Genomic DNA, 17,033 nt, shown 5'->3' with positions numbered 1-17,033 from the left:
GCCTAGTATGCCAAGCCCGTATGCCACAAGCGATTCGCGGTTCTGGTTATAGCGAGACCGCAGGGCTTGTGGTTACAGGATAGAGATCACGCCTTCAGCGCCTATGCGCTGCCAGGGCAGGCCCTGAACGAGGGCGGACAACTGTTCTTCGGTCAGGCGCAATTGGTCACCACGCCAGGCTTCGCCCCAGTGGAATTTGCCCCGGTTCAGCCTGCGGGCACACAACCAGATGCCGAGCCCATCATGGATCAGCACCTTCATCCGATTGCCTCGCTTGTTGGCGAACAGGTAGGCGCAATGGGGTTTGGCCGAACCGAATACCTGAATAACCCGCGCCAGGGCCTTGTCGGGCCCGGCCCGCATATCCAGCGGTTCGGTGGCCAGCCAGATCTCGTCAATGCGGATCATCCCAACAGATCCCGAAGCAAAGCCGCACACTGATGGGCTTGCTCCGCAGGCCACTCCACCACAACCGTGCCGCCGGCGCGGGGGATTTCGATGCGGATGGTGCTACATTGACTCGAGACTGACGGAGTGTCCGGCACAGGCGCTGCGGCTGGCAGACGGACCGGAACGAATCCAGGTGTTTCCGGTGTTTTACCCGCTCTTCGCGCTTCGCTCATCCAGCGCCGGACCATGTTGGCGTTGAGGCCATTATCCAGCGAAATCCGGGAAACAGACGCTCCGGGCTTCAGGCATTCGGCGACGATACGAGCCTTCAGCTCTTTGGAGTAACGACGACGTTTTTGGTAGGGCTTGGTTACGCTTATGTTGGTCATATTAAGTGTCCACTTAAAAATAAGTGGACACTATCCTGACGGCCGCAGCGCCTGGCTCAAGATGGGTTTACCGGACGGTTACGTCACACCACTCAGCAGATTTATTTAACCGATTATATTCTTCTGAACTGCCCGCTACCTTTTCATAGTTGCCGTCGAGCAGAGAAAGCACGGATAAAGATCCGTCTGGATCCCCGAAAACCCAGTCACCGAAAGCGCTGAGGAATAGTGGCGTGACGCCAGAGGGAACTAACCAAGACCATTGAGGCAGCAGTGTTTCGACTTCCTCTTCGCTGGGCTTCTTCAAAAACTCCATGCTCGAATCATCCTGCCCCATAACGCCGTTGTTCAGCGGCAGCCTTGGCAGAGCGAAGCGGAGACAAGGCTGTCCGGTGGAGGGCCATCAGGCCCGCAACGAACTGGAACTATTTGTTAGGCTTTTCTACAGAACGATGCTCAACACAACGATCAAAAAAGCGATAACAAAAGTGCTGATCTGCGCATAGAAGCAAAACACCTGCTTCTGGTCCGGATTCCGGCTGAACCAAGCGGGATTTTCGCGCTCGCCATTCCGCACCTCTTCAGCCAGCTTATACGCCCTTTTGAGATCACTAATGGGCTTGGCCATTACAATGAACTGTAGCCATATCCCGAAGAGTATAGAAACAGAATGAAGAACCAGTCCTGATTTCAACAAGAAGCTCAGCCCACCGGCGTCACCACTACGGAGACCAACAATCAGGCTGACCAGAGTGACGGAAAGGCCAAGCATCAAGCGAGTAAAGGAATCGTACTTCGCTTCGTGCTCCTGCATAAGCACGTCGTGAATCTTTTTGTACGTTTCGAAGTCCATTACTCCCTCAATGCCTAACGCAGAGCGCACCGGTGGCCTTTACAGAGCAAAGCGGCGTAAAGGACATCCGTGTGACGCGTTTTGTTAACTGCTTTAGATCCAAGCATCTTCTGCCGTCCGGCTACCGCCCTCGGCTCCGGTATTCACGACTCCCCTTGGCTCAATGAGCAATACTTTTGCTTCTTGCTCCGCATAGGGCTTGTGTTCGGTCCCCTTTGGTATCACGTACATTTCGCCCTGAGCAAGATTTACATGGCCATCTCTGAAATCGATTCTAAGACTGCCCTCAAGTACTATGAACGTCTCGTCCGTGTCCTTATGGTCATGCCAAACGAATTCACCCTGGATTTTGACTACCTTGAATTGATAGTCATTCATCTCGGCGATCACCTTTGGTGACCACTGCTCGCTGAAGAGGCCGAGCTTGTCTTTAAAGTTTACCGCCTGATAGCTCATGTGAACTCCTTTTCGATTGCAGTTAACGCTGAATGTTAAGCGGCGCCTGCGGAGCGCAGCGTAGTAGGCGTCCGGCGGACGGCCGCCAGGCCGGTAGCGAACTTGAACGATTGGTTATACATAAGGCTACCACCCCCACCAATGCCAAACCTTGGCGATACCGCGCCAGACACCCCCGAGAATAGACGGAAACAGTTTCGGGAGCAGCAACGCCAACACCGCGAAAACTACGATGCAGGAAATAAGGTAACGACTGCTGAGAAATCCATCCCAGTAGACGGCCAACTCCAAATTGACCCAGAGCCAAACGAACACTGCCGTTGGGATAGAGAAAAACAGCGATGCAAAAAGGCTGATCAACCTTGTTTCAATCGGCCCACCTTGGCCGCGATTCCTTGCCATGATCTATGAACATTCCTTGTGTATAACGCTGAATATTAAGCGGCGCCTTCGTAGCGCAGCGTAGTAGGCGTCCGGCGGACGGCCGCGAGGCCGGTAGCGAACTTGAATGATTTGTTAGCCAAGTTTCGCGTCCTTCTGCTTATCTACTGATAACTGCAAGACCTCTTCTAGTAACGCAAACAAATCCCGACCAGTGCTAGAGACAAAGTAATTACCAAGACTCGTGATATCAGGGGATATGCTGGTACCCCATGGCGGTTGAGCATCTCGGTTTTCTATGTCCCACACAACATCTGAAGGTGGAATCCTATCGAGCACCGCCTTTGCGTCACGAAGCTCTTCGAGCGCTGCAGCTGCATGGGAGTGGGGCAGATAGCCTTGATAAAGCTCGTTCATTAAATGGGGGTATCGACTGCCCCAACCATGTGGTTCACAGTGAATGGTGACTGTAGAAAAAAATGAGTGAACAAAACTTCCGGCACCAATTTCAGCGGTAATTGATCCTACCGTAATCCCTACTGCCATGACTTCTCCTATTGGCTAACGCCTGCATAAACGGCGGCTTTTTTGTAGCGAAGCGGAGAAAAAGCCGTCCGGTGGAGGCCCTTCGGGCCGGAACGTATTTAATGCACTGGTTATACGTTACTCAATTTCGATACCTGAGCCATCGTTTGAAGACCCGGGTGAGCCGCGATTCATACGTGACCGGCAGTCGCCAATGGGGAGTTCCGAAGCAGAACTTGCCAAATCAGGCTTTTGTTTCCCGCCCTTGCTACTTGCCCACGGCCAGATACCCGAGAACAAAATAAGCCCAACGAAACCAGCAAGATAAAACATCTCCGCCTGTTCACTAAACCAGCCAAACAGAGCCAGACCGGCTGAACCGACCAGAATTAACGCTGAAATCACTTTTCGAGCTTTAAGCACTTTGTCTCGAACCTACTTCCGTATAACGCCGATATTCAGCGGCGGCCTTTGCGTAGCGAAGCGGAGAAAAGGCCGTCCGGTGGAGGCCCTTCAGGGCCGGAACGAACTGGAATGTATAGTTAGAGTCATTCAGGCTCAAAACCCGGAAATCCATTGTTGGAATACTCTTCGAGTGACCCAGGCTTGGCCCCTCGAACCGTCCAGCTCGAGAGGTAGTCGGGGTCGACAACAACTTCTCCAGTCGACCTGAGACGATACTCGCCCTCATCCGCTGGCAGGATATTCGAGAAATCGGGAGGCAAGTAGAACTCGGTTCCGCTGCCATTTCTCTTTATGATAATACCGCTCCCATCTACGTGGGTGATAGGACCATATACTTGCACTTGGCCAATAAGCTGCTCTTCATCATCCATTAAAGTGATTCCGACGAGCAAAATCTTCCCTATCAAACTTCCAATTTCTTCCATTTTTTAAAACTCTAACGAGGCCGTAGAAAAACCCGATTCCGAGTCATTCCCAGCGCCTGATTCCTGTAATTTTTATCGCGGCCTTCAACTGGCCGATTCTCGTGATTTCTATATTCAGCCATCCGCTTTGGCCTTTTGGGGCTTTTGGCGCCGGCATTGCTGGTTTCCAGCAGGTGCTCTTCCGGCACTTCCGCTCTCAGCATTACGCCGCCATTCGCCCGTAATTCGCTAGCTTCTCAATATTGTGCACCAGGCAGTATAGCTGCCACTGGCCCTGCACTTTTTTCTTGCCCCGCAAACTGAAGCGATTAAGGCCCTTGTTCGTGCCGATGTTGCCGAACACCGGTTCCACCACCGACATACGGTGGCTGTAGATCTCTTTGCCCTGCGGGCTATCCACCCGGTGTTTCATCCAGTCGGTGTAGTTCGGCAGGCGCTTGTGCTCGATGGTGAACGACACTTGTCGGCCTTTGCCTTTCCGATGATTGGCGGCGTCCGGGTTCTGCATGCACTGATGCTTCCTCGGGCAATGACGGCATTGCAGTAAACGCCCCTGGAAATAGGCTCGGCTCTGGCCGTTCTGGTCTGCCCGGGTACCGTGGTACTTGAGGATTTCTCCCGCCGGGCAGATGCAGGTCAGGTTCACAGGATCGAACCGGAATTCACTGGCCGGGATGATCTCTTTCCAACCCGTGCTTGGCTGGTTCTGATGGCGCTTGCCGTATTTGTCTTTCTGGTTCTGGAACTTCGGGTCGCGGCTGCGGAACTTGTTGTCTGGCACGTAGCCGTTGATCTGCCGTTCGTGCAAGTACTTCATGTTGGCTTCGTTGGCGAAGCCGGTGTCGGCGGTGATCACAGTGCCCTGCTGATAAATGCTGTCAGCGATACCGAGCTTTTTGAAGCGGGCCTCCACGCTCTCCAGCACTGGTTGCAGGGTGTGATGTTCCTGGCCTTCGCCAAAGGCCTGGGCATCAATAATGACTTGGTGCTTCTTGTCCACCGTGGCCACGCCGTTATAGCCCTGGATCGTGCCCTTGCTGGTGGTCATCTTGGCGCTTTCGTTATCGGTGATGTTGCTCTTCACTTCCTTGTTTCGCTTCCCCCGGCCCATCCTTGGGCGGTTCGTCTTTAGGAAGCGGTCGACTTTCTTGGCAGCCTCATCCAATGACAGGATGGTTTTGGCTCGTCGGATATCCCGGTCCAGTTCGGCTTCGGTCTCTGCCTCGTCCCGCTCGTAATGGGCCTTGAGATGATGGCGAACCAGCCGGCGCAGTTTGGTGCGTTTCTCTTCCAGTTCCTTAAAGGTGCCGGACCATTCTTTGGCAGCATTCGACGACATCTTGCACCCGTCGATGGCGAAGAGTTCGTTGCCCAGCAGGCCCTGTTCGTGGCAGACCAACAATACCTGCTCGAATAGTTCTTCGATCTCATCCGAGTGGCTGCTGACGAATTTAGCCAGGGTGGTGAAGTGTGGAACCGTGTCGCAGGACAGAGCTTTGAAGATGATGTTAGTCTCGCAGCACCACTGCATCTCGCGGCTGGAGGTGATGCCTTTGGAGTAGGCGAACAGGATGATCTTCAGGAGGATCGCCGGATCGTAGGCCAGCCGGCCGGTGTCTTCATTGCGATACCTTGGATGGAATACCGACAGGTCCAGTTTGTGCTCGATCAGATAATGCACCGCGTGTTCAAAGGTGCCGGGCTGCAGCTGTTCTTGGTAGTTGATGACGACCATGGCGTCTTGGTCGTAGTTGTAGTGCTTGAAGCGGGGCATCTGACCACTCCTTGTCCGTTTGCCTGATGCTACCAAAACCGAGGGCGATATCGGGGTTTTTCTACAGCCTCAACGCCGATATTCAGCGGCGGCCTTTGCGTAGCGAAGCGGAGAAAAGGCCGTCCGGTGGAGGCCCTTCAGGGCCGGAACGAACTGGAATGTATAGTTAGAGTCATTCAGGCTCAAAACCCGGAAATCCATTGTTGGAATACTCTTCGAGTGACCCAGGCTTGGCCCCTCGAACCGTCCAGCTCGAGAGGTAGTCGGGGTCGACAACAACTTCTCCAGTCGACCTGAGACGATACTCGCCCTCATCCGCTGGCAGGATATTCGAGAAATCGGGAGGCAAGTAGAACTCGGTTCCGCTGCCATTTCTCTTTATGATAATACCGCTCCCATCTACGTGGGTGATAGGACCATATACTTGCACTTGGCCAATAAGCTGCTCTTCATCATCCATTAAAGTGATTCCGACGAGCAAAATCTTCCCTATCAAACTTCCAATTTCTTCCATTTTTTAAAACTCTAACGCTGAAGGTAACCGGTGCCGCAGCGCAGCGGAGGGAACCAAAAGCGGTACGCTTTTGGCGTCCGGTTGACCGCCTTGTTAATGGCCGTTTACCACCGTGGTTGAGCCTGACACCCAGGTCGCATGCCCTCTCCCGGAAAGCTTGCACCAACTCGACCGATGGCGAAAGGAACCAGAACGCAAAAGTCGCCAACCCGATTACCGTTTGAGACGGACGACCCCACAACTGGGGCACGCCATGAATACCAACACCGCTGGCCATTGTGGCAACCAAACCAGACAGCGAATTTTCCGGCCTTGGCAATCACCAGAGTGAACGAGCGTTGCAACCAAACCCGGTGCCAAGGCCTTTGCACCGCACCCGCCAAAACTCACAAATGCCGGGCCATTAACGCTGAGGTAACCGGCGCCGGAGCGCAGCGGAGGGAACCAAAAGCGGTACGCTTTTGGCGTCCGGTTGACCGCCTGGTTAATGGCCGTTCACCACCGTGGTTGAGCCTGGAAATCCAGACCGCATGCCCTCTCCCGGACAGCTTGCACCAACTCGACGGATGGCGACAGGAACCAGAACGCAAAGGCTACTGGCCCGATTACAGATTAAGACGAACGGCCCCACGATTGGGGCACGCCATGAATACCAACACCGCTGACCATTGTGGCAACCAAACCAGACAGCGAATTTTCCGGCCTTGGCGATCACCAGAGTGAGCGGGCTTACAACCAATCCCGGTGCCAAGGCCTTTGCACCCCACCTGCTAAAAACTCACGAATGCCGGGCCAATAACGCTGAGGTAACCGGCGCCGGAGCGCCAGCGGAGGGAACCAAAAGCGGTACGCTTTTGGCGTCCGGTTGACCGGCTGGTTAGTGGCCGGTCACCACCAGGGTCTCCCTTGGCAGCCAACGCTGCATGCCCTCTCCCGAACACCTTGCACCAACTCAACGGATGGCGAAAGGAACCAGAACGCAAACCGCACCAACCCGATTACCATTTGAACTGGACGGCCCCGCGACTGGGGCACGCCATGAATAACTATGCTGCGTGTGATGTTGGCAACCAACCCGGACAGCAACTTTTCCGGCCTTGGCCATCATCGACATAAGCGGCTTTGCAGCCAAACCCGATGCCAAGGCCTTTGCACGGAGCCCGCCAAAAATGGCGACGGCCTGGGCCAATAACGCCAGCCAACATGCGCGACTACGAAATGGAGGCGAAGCCGCAATGTAGTAGGCGTCGCCGTGATTGGCCTTGTTAACAATTATTTCTCGACGACGACAAACATACGCTCGTCAATTCCGGGCCCTGAATGATAGGTATACTTCAAGATGTGTGACTCACCATCGATTGAGGTGTCAGTAGTGCCGAAAAAAGCGTCAAGCACCTGATCAACTTTCCGAGGCGCATACATTGTCCCCAATACAGATACCCATGCCCTGGCTAGGGCTTCATCCGCATGTTTGCCATAGCCCCCATCTCGAGTCCAATCGTTCCATAGGAACTTCACATTTTTGACCTGACCGTTGCTCGGGTCTTCATTGATGAAAAACTTAACGGTCTCTGACTGTCCGCCGACACAGCCGTATAGAGCTCCCCAGTTACCACTTCCGGGGGTTATTTTTGGACTAGCACATTTAATCTGATCCGTAACCTTGTCAGATTCGTTATTGAAACTATCGAAACCCAACGAACTGGCCGCGTAGAATGCAAACGCAAGGAATACTACGTATCTCATTTGATCTCCATATTGTTAACGCTAGCGGTAACCGGCACCGGAGCGAAGCGCAGGGAACCATAGCCCGCAAGGGATATGGTGTCCGGTTGACCGCCTGGTTAAGGGCCGTTTACCCGTTGTTTTGTATTGGCACTCAATGCCGAATGCCCACTCCCGATACCTTGTACCAACTTGAACCATTGCGCCAGGAACCAGAGCACCAAATGACCGGATTTGCCCGGCGGATTCGACGGATTGCACCGCGACCTGTAGACCAGATTACCGGCCAAAACCGTTGCCCGACTGAGGGCTGTTTTCTGCCTGCGGGCAACCATTGAAACCGGAGCCAAACACCATACCCGAGAACACGACAGCCAGGCCTTTAACGCTGAGCGCAGAGGCGCCCTGTCAAGGGCGTCCTGCGGCCTTTGGCCGCGTACTGACGCGACTGGTTAGCTGGGGGTAATTGCGATGCCTGTTCCCTGGCTAACAACATGACGGCCTACTGCGCTGCCCTGGCACCGGCAGCCGCCGATGCACTTTGATGAATCCACCACAGTCGATGCGGTGAGCGAACCTGAACTTCAGACTAGCAGATCACAACCGAGTTATTGGCGGATTGCCCCACGCGGCGAACACCGGAGTTGCCAAAAATGCCGATGATCGAGTTGGCTGCGATTATGACGCCGGTTTGAAACCGATGGGCACACAGCCAACAAAAAACTACGCCAAACCAAACAGATAACGCCGCCAGCATGCGCGGCTACGGAATGGAGGCGAAGCCGCAATGTAGCAGGCGTCGCCGTGCCTGGCTTGGTTAAATGCCGTAATCACGCTCCACCCTTGCCACACGAACCCGAAAGCTGGAGTACCATTTCTGATGGCCAAGTCGCTGAGCTTCTCGATGCTCTGCGTTCTTTTTCCAATTGGTGATGGATTCCAGGCTTTCCCAGTAAGAGACCGTGATACCCAAATTCTCCCGCACAGACTCCATACCCAAGAAACCTGGTTGGGATGCCGCCAACTCGACCATCCTGTCTGCCATTTCCCCGTAACCGTTGTCACCCTCGGTGCGATGGCTACTGAAAATGACCGCGTAATACGGCGGCTCAGGAGTTTTGGCTATCTCTGACATAGATCCCTCTAGGCATTTAACGCTAAGCTTAGCGGCGCCCTTGTAATGGAGGCGAAGCCGCAATGAAAAGGGTGTCCGGCGGCCATCGGCCGCGTACTACAGCGACTGGTTAGACGCTCATTAACTCCGATACCTAGCCCAGATATTGGAGTGTAGAAATTCCACCTCATCACCAGCCTCGAGGTCACCGAATGCATCGGAATCGTCGATGATGCGGTTTACAGTCCCCTCGTACGAATCACCATTGATCGTGTCGACTATGACGTTAACCCTGTTTCCACTAACCTTGAGTGTCACCTCATCACCGGGTTCGATGGTTTGTGACAGGCTTGTCCCGGGTTCATAGTCGCCCATATACATGAGGCCAGAGTCGTCGTCTGCTCTGTAATCGAATTCCATGGCTGCCCCTCCCGTTGATGATCAGTGTCTTGAGCGTTTAACGCTGAGGTAACCGGCGCCGGAGCGCAGCGGAGGGAACCAAAAGCTGTAGGCTTTTGGCGTCCGGTTGACCGCCTGGTTAGTGGCCGGTCACCACCAAGGTCTCCCTTGGCACCAAAGGCTGAATGCCCTCTCCCGAACAGCTTGCACCAACCCAACGGATGGCGAAAGGAACCAGAGCGCAAACCGTACCAACCCGATTACCATTTGAACTGGACGGCCCTGCGACTGGGGCACGCCATGAATAACTATGCTGCGGGTGACTTTGGCAACCAACCCCGACAACAACTTTTCCGGCCTTGGCCATCACCAACACAGGCGGCTTTGCAGCCAAGTCCGATGCCAAGGCCCTTGCACTGAGTCCGCCAAAAATGAAGACGGCCTGGGCCATTAACGCTTGCAGCATGCGCGCCCGCGAAATGGAGCCGAAGGCGCAATGTAGTGGGCGTCGCCGTGCCTGCATTTGTTAGTGGACCACTGGGACTGAGTTGCAGTCATCGATCGCGCTCCGCGCATACAGACGATTTACCGAAACGGTCATTGTCACGACAGGCCGTTTTTATGGCGTCTACGGATGCTCCATCACCAATTGGAGTCCAATAGTTCTCAGCAACGAGAAACCGCAATCGTTTTTCGCTGCTGACGATACCGACACCCTTAGCAAGCTCCTCAAACCAACCTATTACACTATTAGCAGATCTAGTTCGATACTCAACGAACACCACTACGGACTCTGGCTGCATGTAAGTCCGCGCAACTAGGGGTGGAATTCTGAATTCAGTCGAAGAATTGGCCGGAATGACATAACCATCCATGCCCTCAAATTCGAACGCGGGCATGTAAGTTGTGCTTCCTCCAGGAATTGATACACCATTCTCAGAGAAACTCCCGTATACGTTTTCAGTGATCTTGAAGAGAAATTGTTGTTCAAGATCAGGGACCACCTTTAAATACTCGATGATTTGGGCAGTAGAGCTGTTGTTTGTAAGTCTGAATTCATAGCCTCTCCCCGCTGGTTCCACATAACGGGCTTCTACTTCGCCAGTAAAATATTTGAATGCAAACTGGCTGGCAAACGCAAGAAGGCCAGTTGCAGCCAACCACATAAGCGCAGTGTTGGCGCGAGAGAGCTGCTTTTGCCAGCTTCTCTTGGTCGGTGTATTCACGCGCTTGGCTGGTTTGCTCCTTGCCTGCTTCTTCTTTCTAGTTTTTCGATTTTTTGACATTAAGGTTAAACTTTTTAAGCTTGGTGGATGGCGAGTAAGTCCACTAACGCTGAGGTAACCGGCGCCGGAGCGCAGCGGAGGGAACCAAAAGCTGTAAGCTTTTGGCGTCCGGTTGACCGCCTGGTTAGTGGCCGGTCACCACCAAGGTCTCCCTTGGCACCCAGCGCTGCATGCCCTCTCCCGAACAGCTTGCACCAACCAGACGGATGGCGAAAGGAACCAGAACGCAAACCGCACCAACCCGATTACTGTTTGAACTGGACGGCCCCGCGACTAGGGCACGCCATGAATAACCATGCTGCGGGTGACTTTGGCAACCAACCCCGACAGCAACTTTTCCGGCCTTGGCCATCACCAACACGGGCGGCCTTGCAGCCAAGTCCGATGCCAAGGCCCTTGCACTGAGCCCGCCAAAAATGAAGACGGCCTGGGCCATTAACGCTTGCAGCATGCGCGCCCATGGAATGGAGCCAAAGGCGCAATGTAATGGGCGTCGCCGTGCCTGCACTGGTTATGTGCTGCTACGGCGCTGCACCACGGTTTTATTGATGACGCGTCGATTGATCTTCTGCTTCCAGGCAATTTGCTTGGGCGATAATTTCCGTTTTCTGCGTGTGTCCATCAAGAACTTGTATTCTTGATCAAAGATGTAGCCAAGCTTGAAAGCATGATAGATCAGGTCTTCGTTTGCATTGGCGGTGTCGTCTGCCGCTATGCGGCGAAGCCCAGCGAAAAGATTGCCGGTCTTAATACCGATGAAGCGATTAATACATACGTTACCGACGTACGTGGTGTTGCCATTGATCTGATTGCGGATGTAGCAATGCTCTTTGATGTCTTGGCCGCAAGGGCAGCTATCAAATTCTTCGCTGACCTCCACCCCAATGAGCGCCCATTCAGTTCTCGCGGTATCAAAATCGGTTGCCACTGAAAGGGGGAGAATGTGAGCAGCCAAACGTTCTCGATTATGATCCACACTACCTCCCCATGAACACATAACGCTTTTGTTCAGCGGCGGCCCGTCAGGGGCGTCCGGTGGAGGGCCTTCAGGCCCGGAACGTACTGGAACTATTTGTTAAATTATTTCTTACAACCCTGGGCACTCATTCCGTGGCGAACACGGACTATGGATTCCTGGCTTTCCTCGTAATCAACTACAATGCCGGTGGCCGGATACTTTTTGGATTGTATACACTGGCCCCGCTTCTGAAGCAGGCTCGTTGGAAAAAGCTCACTTTCGCGAGTTTGGAAATTTGCGTCACCGCGGGAATACCACCGAGAAATCACGTTATTGATCATCATTTTGTTCACGGTTTGACCGAACTCAGATGCTTGCATACAACTCTGATCATCAAAGGTCAGCACACCGATATTTGCGGTGACCCCGTCGTGAAAGTAATGGGAGCCCTCAACAACTTCTTGGTGATACCAGCACTGCTCTCCCTGATCATTTTGGATGAATCCCTTCGGCTGAAAAAGAGACGAGCCAGCAAACGCGGGGCTTGCTATAACCAATGCCAAAATTGTAGAGAAACGTGTGAAGGGCACGGTGTTATCTCCTCCCTGAAAATTTAACGCCGAAGCACAGCGGCGACCTTGGAGTGGCGACGAAGGAGCCACGTAAAGGGCGTCCGGCGGCCATCGGCCGCGTACTGCTGCGACTTGTTAAAAATTTGTTGCGGGCTAGCTCGTAACAATGTCATATGCCGCGACAATCTTGTCTATCTGCACCGAAGCCCTACGACGGTCATCAGCTACAGCGCAGACTATGTTTGAATGATTTAGTTCGGGCACTTCGTCTTCAGTCAAAAGCTCCACATCCATCCATTTACCGTCATCGGATATTGCGTGAATTGTGCTAATTGCGATGAGGCTACCATCTATGGTTTTGAGTCCGAACCACCACTGATCCATCATCATTCGACCCGTGTACCAGGCTGGCAGTATTTCTATTGCAGCGCCTGCATCATTTAGCATCGCAATCTTTCGATTGATCTTTCGCCACTGCCGTTCGGTGAACCAAAGGCTCCCTAAAGCTGTAAGTGCGCCGATTATGGCGATAACGGTGCTGAGCATGACTTCCCTTGATTTTTAACGCTAAGCTTAGCGGCGACCTTGGAATGGCGACGAAGGAGCCATGGAAAGGGCGTCCGGCGGCCATCGGCCGCGTACTACAGCGACTTGTTACTAATTCGAAATAAAGTAAGCGAACATTACCCGGAGATATAAGCCAAATCCGGATGGCCAAAAAACGATTTCAATAGTCGTGGCAATTTTTGCAAACGTCGAAGCTGCCGGTAAACAGTGCTCCGAAGTTGTTCTTTGCTGTTAATGATCTTTTTACCGACGTGATGGTATTTGATATAGCCCCAAACAGACTCGTCAGGATTCAGCTCCGGCGAGTACGGCGGCAGGAAGAACAACCTGAGCTTGCCGTCGAGACTCTCAACATAGTCTCGAACCCGACGAGCATGATGAACCGGGTGGTTATCGAGGATCAGGAAAACCGGCTTGTCAACGTCTTGCACCAGAGCCTTGAGGAAACCAAGAAACGCATCGGTGTTCATGTTGCCCTGAATGGTCTTAAAGCGAAGCTCGCCGCGAGGCGAGATGGCCGAGATCAGATTGATGCTGAAGCGACTGCCCGTATTACGGATGATCGGAGTTTCACCCCTGGGTGCCCAGGTGGTGCCACTGTGATAATCAGACCGAATGCTGGCTTCATCGCCGAAATAGATGGTGGCGCCGACTTTTTTTGCTTCCTTGCGAATTTCCGGGTAGGTCTCTTCTTTCCATTGTTTCACGGCCTCTGGCTTTTGCTGGTAGGCCCGATGCAGGGGTTTCTGAGGCGTCAGCCCCAGGTTTCGAAGCAGACGACCGACCGAGACATCGCTTAACCGGACGTTGAACTTTTGCCGGATGAGCTCACGCACTCGGCCCCGAGTCCACAGGGCAAAATCAAACTTCAACTGGTCCGGCGTAAAGGTCGTTATCCAGATATACAGCTCCCGGATCTGAGCACCGCTCAGTTTCTTGGGACGACCGGAAATCTGCTTGGCCTTGAGCGCGTCAAAGCCACCCTCGCGGTAGGCAGCCAGCCATTCATAGATTCGTGCTCGGCTCATCCCCAGCGCTTTGATGACGACTTCTGGACTCTCGCCATCCATGACCCGTTGAACGGCGCGAACGCGAATGGCTTCTAATGTTTTGTGATCAAGTTTACGACCGTCATCGTGGCGCATGTGTGTAAATATCCGATAAGCTTGGCGAACGGAGCCTACATTATAAATGATGTTCGCTTACTTTCGAACTCATTAGTAACTGAATTTCCCGATAATGCCTTCTTCGGCCATTTTCGAAATGAAACCAGGTGCATCACCTGTGAGATGGCTACCATCCGAGCGAACGTGCCCGTCATTCGGTGCAGCATACAGACCAGTCCGGTAGACCTCTTTGAAAAATTTAAGTGCTTCTCGACCTATACCTTTGTGTGTGTACCTTGGATTAATCTGATCTAGGTACATCCAAGTTATGTAGAAACCATCATCAACTTCTTTGAGGTCAATATTCCCGATCTTCTCATTTTTTTCATTGAACACTAAAATCGAGCACTCATCCTCATCTATGGCAATAGTAATAACTTCACCATTGGATATCGTGTGCTGTTTGACCAGTTCAAAATCTTCCATAGGGTCACCAACTCTCGATTCAGTTAACGCCAAAATTAAGGTTCATCGCGCTTTACCGGGAAATGCTGCTTTTATCTTCAGAAAGAAGTAGTCGTTATCCCGGTAGCCGTAGGCCACCCGCTTGATCACCTTGATCTTGTTGTTCATTCCCTCCAACACACTGGTGTTCAACCGGTAGACCGCGCTGGCGATAATGCCGTCGACGTAGCCCTTGAGGCGCCTGGCAAACTGCTGCACGGGGGCCAGCCCACTACTCATAGCCAGATTTAGCCAGTCTTGCCAGCGTTGTCTGGCATCGGCCTCTGAGGGAGCGTACCAGAGCTCTTTGAGCTGGTCTTTCAGGACGTAGACAGTCATCAGGGGCTGGTTGGCTTGCAGCAGTTCTTCGAGCTTCAGAGCCTGCTCGTCCTTGAGGTTGCCTCGGTTTCTGAGCAACAGCCAGCGACTTCGTTTCACTACTTTGCGAGCCGGCTTGTCGTGTCGAAGCTGATTGGCCTGATCGACCCGGACACGGTCAATCACTTCCCGTCCGAACTTTGCTACAACGTGGAACAGGTCATAGACCACCCGTGCTTGTGGGCAGTGGTGCTGAACTTCCAGGTCCATGGCGGTATTCATATCCATCGCCACGGCTTCGATCTGGCCACAGGTTTCCGGCCCCAGCCATTCAAAGAAGGGGCGTACCGCTGCTCGACTGCGGCCTTCTCCAACCCAGAGGACTTGTTGAGTATCCGCATCAATCGCCACGGTGGCGTAGCGGTGTCCCTTGAACAAGGCGAACTCATCCATGATCAGTCGACGAATCCGGCGTTTATCTGGCTCAGTCACTTCTCGTTTGAGGCGCCGATGGTCGATGGCCTTGACCGTATGCCAATGCAACCCTAGCAGCGTTGCCACATGTTGGATCGGCATCAGTCGTACCAGGGATTCAATCCAACTGACCATGCCTGCCGTCAGACGCTGTCGCCCTGGTAACCAGCGAATCTGTTCAAGCTTGGGGCCACAGGTCGTACAACGAACTCGGCGAACTGGCACGTCCAGCCAGACGCGGTATTGGAACAGGTCGCGTTCTCGGACTCGTCGGGTGCTGATGTCATGGATGGCAAGCGTGTGCTGATTACAACCACTGCAGCATGGCAAGTAATCGTCGGCAGGTTGCAGTCGGATGAGCAGAGATTGAGCGTCAATCTGGGCATACGATTCTATCGTGAATCCTTCCCAGAACAGGGCAAGAGGATTAGCATTCATAGGGACGGCGGTGAGTCGGTCAGGTTTGTTGTTTTGGCGAACTCAAAACTAACCGGTTTGACCGCCGTCTCCTACTTTTTCACGCTAACCCGCGATGAACCAAAATTAAGCGGCGCCCGACCAGGGCGTCCGGTGGACGGCCGCCAGGCCGGGAACGAACTTGAATGATTGGTTAGGCATTTCTCAGTCTCCCGCACCGCACGGAGCTGCCGGTAGTTTGCCTGCCAGAGTTCGCTGCCAGGCTATGGCAGCTTCTTGGGAACTGAATGCCCCATATATGCTCCCACTAGAAATTGGCACCCACATTGTCGCCCTAAAGAACTCCCGATCACCGACAACAAGGCGGCTCATTCTGCCAATGTTTGCTTCAGTGAACCTCTCAAAACTTGTGGCTCCCTGTTGCGTCAACTTTACGCGAACCGGCCACCCACTTTCGGTCTGTGCCCCTACTGCCGACTGCTCCACGTAGGCCGAACACAGGTGAAACTCTAGCTCAGTTTCTGCCACTACAATGCCGGGGGTAACCAGCAACAGAATTGCGATCCATTTCATCGTGACGATTGCCTAACGCCGCGCTCTGCGGCAAATTTGGAGTGCAGCGGAAAATATGTCCGGCAGCAGCGCCTTGTTAGGCGAGACAATGCACGGTCGGCAAATCAAATGGTCACCCCAAAAAGGGCACCGATCCCCGCAGTCAGGGCCATTGCCAGGGCGCCCCAAAAAGTTACCCGAGAGGCAGCTACAAGAACGGGAGCGCCCCCCGTTCTCGCTGCTAGTGAGCCCAGCAAGGCAAGGAACAAGAGAGAGCTGCTTGGAACAGCCCACATAAGTAGGTGACTCGGCAACAACAAGACGATGAGCAGAGGAAGTGCCGCGCCAACCGAGAATGTACCTGCCGACGCAAACGCGGCCTGAATCGGGCGAGCCGTCGATACCTCCGAAATACCAAGTTCATCGCGGGCATGCGCCCCAAGCGCATCGTGCTTCATGAGTTGAATTGCTACTGTGCTTGCAAGTTCTGGGTCCAACCCTCGCCTTACGTAGATCTCAGCCAATTCCGCTTGTTCTTGTTCGGGCTCGCTAACGAGCTCTCCACTCTCTCTGGCAAGATCCGCCCGCTCGGTATCAGATTGAGAGCTGACTGACACATACTCACCCGCTGCCATCGACATAGCGCCTGCAACAAGACCGGCAACACCAGCAACCAAGACAGCCTTGGAGTCCGCCCCTGCCGCCGCCACTCCCAGAACCAGACTAGCGGTAGATACAATGCCGTCATTTGCACCCAGAACCGCAGCACGGAGCCAGCCAATCCGTTCTGTCCTGTGCCTTTCAGCATGCCTCATACGGAATTCCAATTAAAAAGGAAGCTGCGCGTCTCACGCCTCCGCCTTACGGGA

Annotated in this window: 22 protein-coding genes; all 22 read right to left on the bottom strand. The window is 53.6% G+C overall.

Translation table 11 applies throughout. From position 1 onward, the window contains the following. Window positions 1–72: 72 nt before the first annotated feature. The gene (gene tnpB / locus ACZ5Q2_RS17230) at window positions 73–408 is read right to left on the bottom strand and encodes an IS66 family insertion sequence element accessory protein TnpB (protein ID WP_061333258.1); all 336 of its coding nucleotides are present in this window, start codon (window positions 406–408) and stop codon (window positions 73–75) included. Next, a complete protein-coding gene (gene tnpA / locus ACZ5Q2_RS17225) occupies window positions 405–779 on the bottom strand; it encodes an IS66-like element accessory protein TnpA (RefSeq protein ID WP_061333259.1) in 375 nt (124 codons plus the stop codon). Before tnpA ends, tnpB begins: the two co-directional genes overlap by 4 nt. Window positions 780–846: 67 nt before the next feature. Next, complete coding sequence (locus tag ACZ5Q2_RS17220; RefSeq protein WP_432210636.1) at window positions 847–1,095, bottom strand: hypothetical protein; 249 nt, start codon at window positions 1,093–1,095, stop codon at window positions 847–849. A gap of 126 nt (window positions 1,096–1,221) precedes the next feature. After that, window positions 1,222–1,632, bottom strand: coding sequence for a hypothetical protein (locus ACZ5Q2_RS17215; protein WP_230714366.1), 411 nt, complete (start codon window positions 1,630–1,632; stop codon window positions 1,222–1,224). A gap of 93 nt (window positions 1,633–1,725) precedes the next feature. Continuing rightward, window positions 1,726–2,088: a cupin domain-containing protein gene (locus tag ACZ5Q2_RS17210; RefSeq protein WP_230714367.1), complete on the bottom strand. Its 363-nt coding sequence runs from the start codon at window positions 2,086–2,088 to the stop codon at window positions 1,726–1,728. Between the two features lie 516 nt (window positions 2,089–2,604). Beyond that, window positions 2,605–3,015 (bottom strand): immunity 70 family protein, encoded by a 411-nt coding sequence (locus ACZ5Q2_RS17205; protein ID WP_061334055.1) that lies wholly within the window; start codon window positions 3,013–3,015, stop codon window positions 2,605–2,607. A gap of 117 nt (window positions 3,016–3,132) precedes the next feature. Further along, a complete protein-coding gene (locus tag ACZ5Q2_RS17200) occupies window positions 3,133–3,417 on the bottom strand; it encodes a hypothetical protein (protein WP_230714368.1) in 285 nt (94 codons plus the stop codon). Window positions 3,418–3,542: 125 nt separating this feature from the next. Continuing rightward, window positions 3,543–3,884 carry a hypothetical protein gene (locus ACZ5Q2_RS17195; RefSeq protein WP_061334043.1) on the bottom strand — a complete coding sequence of 114 codons (342 nt, stop codon included), beginning with the start codon at window positions 3,882–3,884 and terminating at the stop codon, window positions 3,543–3,545. Window positions 3,885–4,086: 202 nt separating this feature from the next. Further along, window positions 4,087–5,658, bottom strand: a complete 1,572-nt coding sequence (locus ACZ5Q2_RS17190) for an IS1182 family transposase (RefSeq protein WP_094625389.1) — start codon at window positions 5,656–5,658, stop codon at window positions 4,087–4,089. 172 nt (window positions 5,659–5,830) lie between these two features. Further along, window positions 5,831–6,172, bottom strand: a complete 342-nt coding sequence (locus ACZ5Q2_RS17185) for a hypothetical protein (protein WP_061334043.1) — start codon at window positions 6,170–6,172, stop codon at window positions 5,831–5,833. Between the two features lie 1,272 nt (window positions 6,173–7,444). Continuing rightward, entirely contained in the window at window positions 7,445–7,918 is a 474-nt protein-coding gene (locus ACZ5Q2_RS17180; protein ID WP_432210637.1) for a hypothetical protein, read from the bottom strand. A gap of 796 nt (window positions 7,919–8,714) precedes the next feature. Continuing rightward, entirely contained in the window at window positions 8,715–9,032 is a 318-nt protein-coding gene (locus ACZ5Q2_RS17175; protein ID WP_432210638.1) for an antibiotic biosynthesis monooxygenase family protein, read from the bottom strand. 120 nt (window positions 9,033–9,152) lie between these two features. Then, the gene (locus ACZ5Q2_RS17170) at window positions 9,153–9,431 is read right to left on the bottom strand and encodes a hypothetical protein (protein ID WP_432210639.1); all 279 of its coding nucleotides are present in this window, start codon (window positions 9,429–9,431) and stop codon (window positions 9,153–9,155) included. 533 nt (window positions 9,432–9,964) lie between these two features. Beyond that, entirely contained in the window at window positions 9,965–10,696 is a 732-nt protein-coding gene (locus ACZ5Q2_RS17165; protein WP_061334051.1) for a hypothetical protein, read from the bottom strand. 511 nt (window positions 10,697–11,207) lie between these two features. Next, window positions 11,208–11,672, bottom strand: a complete 465-nt coding sequence (locus ACZ5Q2_RS17160) for a hypothetical protein (protein ID WP_082780663.1) — start codon at window positions 11,670–11,672, stop codon at window positions 11,208–11,210. A gap of 104 nt (window positions 11,673–11,776) precedes the next feature. Further along, the gene (locus ACZ5Q2_RS17155) at window positions 11,777–12,244 is read right to left on the bottom strand and encodes a hypothetical protein (RefSeq protein ID WP_432210640.1); all 468 of its coding nucleotides are present in this window, start codon (window positions 12,242–12,244) and stop codon (window positions 11,777–11,779) included. Between the two features lie 135 nt (window positions 12,245–12,379). Continuing rightward, complete coding sequence (locus ACZ5Q2_RS17150) at window positions 12,380–12,772, bottom strand: hypothetical protein (protein WP_432210641.1); 393 nt, start codon at window positions 12,770–12,772, stop codon at window positions 12,380–12,382. Window positions 12,773–12,909: 137 nt separating this feature from the next. Beyond that, window positions 12,910–13,938 (bottom strand): IS630 family transposase, encoded by a 1,029-nt coding sequence (locus ACZ5Q2_RS17145; protein ID WP_054645368.1) that lies wholly within the window; start codon window positions 13,936–13,938, stop codon window positions 12,910–12,912. Between the two features lie 72 nt (window positions 13,939–14,010). After that, window positions 14,011–14,385 (bottom strand): hypothetical protein, encoded by a 375-nt coding sequence (locus tag ACZ5Q2_RS17140; protein WP_432210642.1) that lies wholly within the window; start codon window positions 14,383–14,385, stop codon window positions 14,011–14,013. Between the two features lie 42 nt (window positions 14,386–14,427). Next, on the bottom strand, window positions 14,428–15,633 hold the full coding sequence (locus ACZ5Q2_RS17135; RefSeq protein WP_011785425.1) for an ISL3 family transposase: 1,206 nt from the start codon (window positions 15,631–15,633) through the stop codon (window positions 14,428–14,430). A gap of 183 nt (window positions 15,634–15,816) precedes the next feature. After that, entirely contained in the window at window positions 15,817–16,185 is a 369-nt protein-coding gene (locus ACZ5Q2_RS17130) for a SecDF P1 head subdomain-containing protein (RefSeq protein WP_061334013.1), read from the bottom strand. Between the two features lie 104 nt (window positions 16,186–16,289). Further along, a complete protein-coding gene (locus ACZ5Q2_RS17125; protein ID WP_227510316.1) occupies window positions 16,290–16,991 on the bottom strand; it encodes a VIT1/CCC1 transporter family protein in 702 nt (233 codons plus the stop codon). Window positions 16,992–17,033 lie beyond the last annotated feature (42 nt).

Source organism: Marinobacter alkaliphilus (assembly GCF_055394375.1).
The sequence above is the reverse complement of the archived record's forward strand: the minus strand, read 5'-3'. Positions and strand labels throughout refer to the sequence as shown.

What these genes read in the sequence shown, in the direction of transcription:
- tnpB (WP_061333258.1), bottom strand. Translation starts at nt 408, where the DNA reads ATGATCCGCATTGACGAGATCTGGCTGGCCACCGAACCGCTGGATATG.
- tnpA (WP_061333259.1), bottom strand. Translation starts at nt 779, where the DNA reads ATGACCAACATAAGCGTAACCAAGCCCTACCAAAAACGTCGTCGTTAC.
- ACZ5Q2_RS17220 (WP_432210636.1), bottom strand. Translation starts at nt 1,095, where the DNA reads ATGGAGTTTTTGAAGAAGCCCAGCGAAGAGGAAGTCGAAACACTGCTG.
- ACZ5Q2_RS17215 (WP_230714366.1), bottom strand. Translation starts at nt 1,632, where the DNA reads ATGGACTTCGAAACGTACAAAAAGATTCACGACGTGCTTATGCAGGAG.
- ACZ5Q2_RS17210 (WP_230714367.1), bottom strand. Translation starts at nt 2,088, where the DNA reads ATGAGCTATCAGGCGGTAAACTTTAAAGACAAGCTCGGCCTCTTCAGC.
- ACZ5Q2_RS17205 (WP_061334055.1), bottom strand. Translation starts at nt 3,015, where the DNA reads ATGGCAGTAGGGATTACGGTAGGATCAATTACCGCTGAAATTGGTGCC.
- ACZ5Q2_RS17195 (WP_061334043.1), bottom strand. Translation starts at nt 3,884, where the DNA reads ATGGAAGAAATTGGAAGTTTGATAGGGAAGATTTTGCTCGTCGGAATC.
- ACZ5Q2_RS17190 (WP_094625389.1), bottom strand. Translation starts at nt 5,658, where the DNA reads ATGCCCCGCTTCAAGCACTACAACTACGACCAAGACGCCATGGTCGTC.
- ACZ5Q2_RS17185 (WP_061334043.1), bottom strand. Translation starts at nt 6,172, where the DNA reads ATGGAAGAAATTGGAAGTTTGATAGGGAAGATTTTGCTCGTCGGAATC.
- ACZ5Q2_RS17180 (WP_432210637.1), bottom strand. Translation starts at nt 7,918, where the DNA reads ATGAGATACGTAGTATTCCTTGCGTTTGCATTCTACGCGGCCAGTTCG.
- ACZ5Q2_RS17175 (WP_432210638.1), bottom strand. Translation starts at nt 9,032, where the DNA reads ATGTCAGAGATAGCCAAAACTCCTGAGCCGCCGTATTACGCGGTCATT.
- ACZ5Q2_RS17170 (WP_432210639.1), bottom strand. Translation starts at nt 9,431, where the DNA reads ATGGAATTCGATTACAGAGCAGACGACGACTCTGGCCTCATGTATATG.
- ACZ5Q2_RS17165 (WP_061334051.1), bottom strand. Translation starts at nt 10,696, where the DNA reads ATGTCAAAAAATCGAAAAACTAGAAAGAAGAAGCAGGCAAGGAGCAAA.
- ACZ5Q2_RS17150 (WP_432210641.1), bottom strand. Translation starts at nt 12,772, where the DNA reads ATGCTCAGCACCGTTATCGCCATAATCGGCGCACTTACAGCTTTAGGG.
- ACZ5Q2_RS17145 (WP_054645368.1), bottom strand. Translation starts at nt 13,938, where the DNA reads ATGCGCCACGATGACGGTCGTAAACTTGATCACAAAACATTAGAAGCC.
- ACZ5Q2_RS17140 (WP_432210642.1), bottom strand. Translation starts at nt 14,385, where the DNA reads ATGGAAGATTTTGAACTGGTCAAACAGCACACGATATCCAATGGTGAA.
- ACZ5Q2_RS17135 (WP_011785425.1), bottom strand. Translation starts at nt 15,633, where the DNA reads ATGAATGCTAATCCTCTTGCCCTGTTCTGGGAAGGATTCACGATAGAA.
- ACZ5Q2_RS17130 (WP_061334013.1), bottom strand. Translation starts at nt 16,185, where the DNA reads ATGAAATGGATCGCAATTCTGTTGCTGGTTACCCCCGGCATTGTAGTG.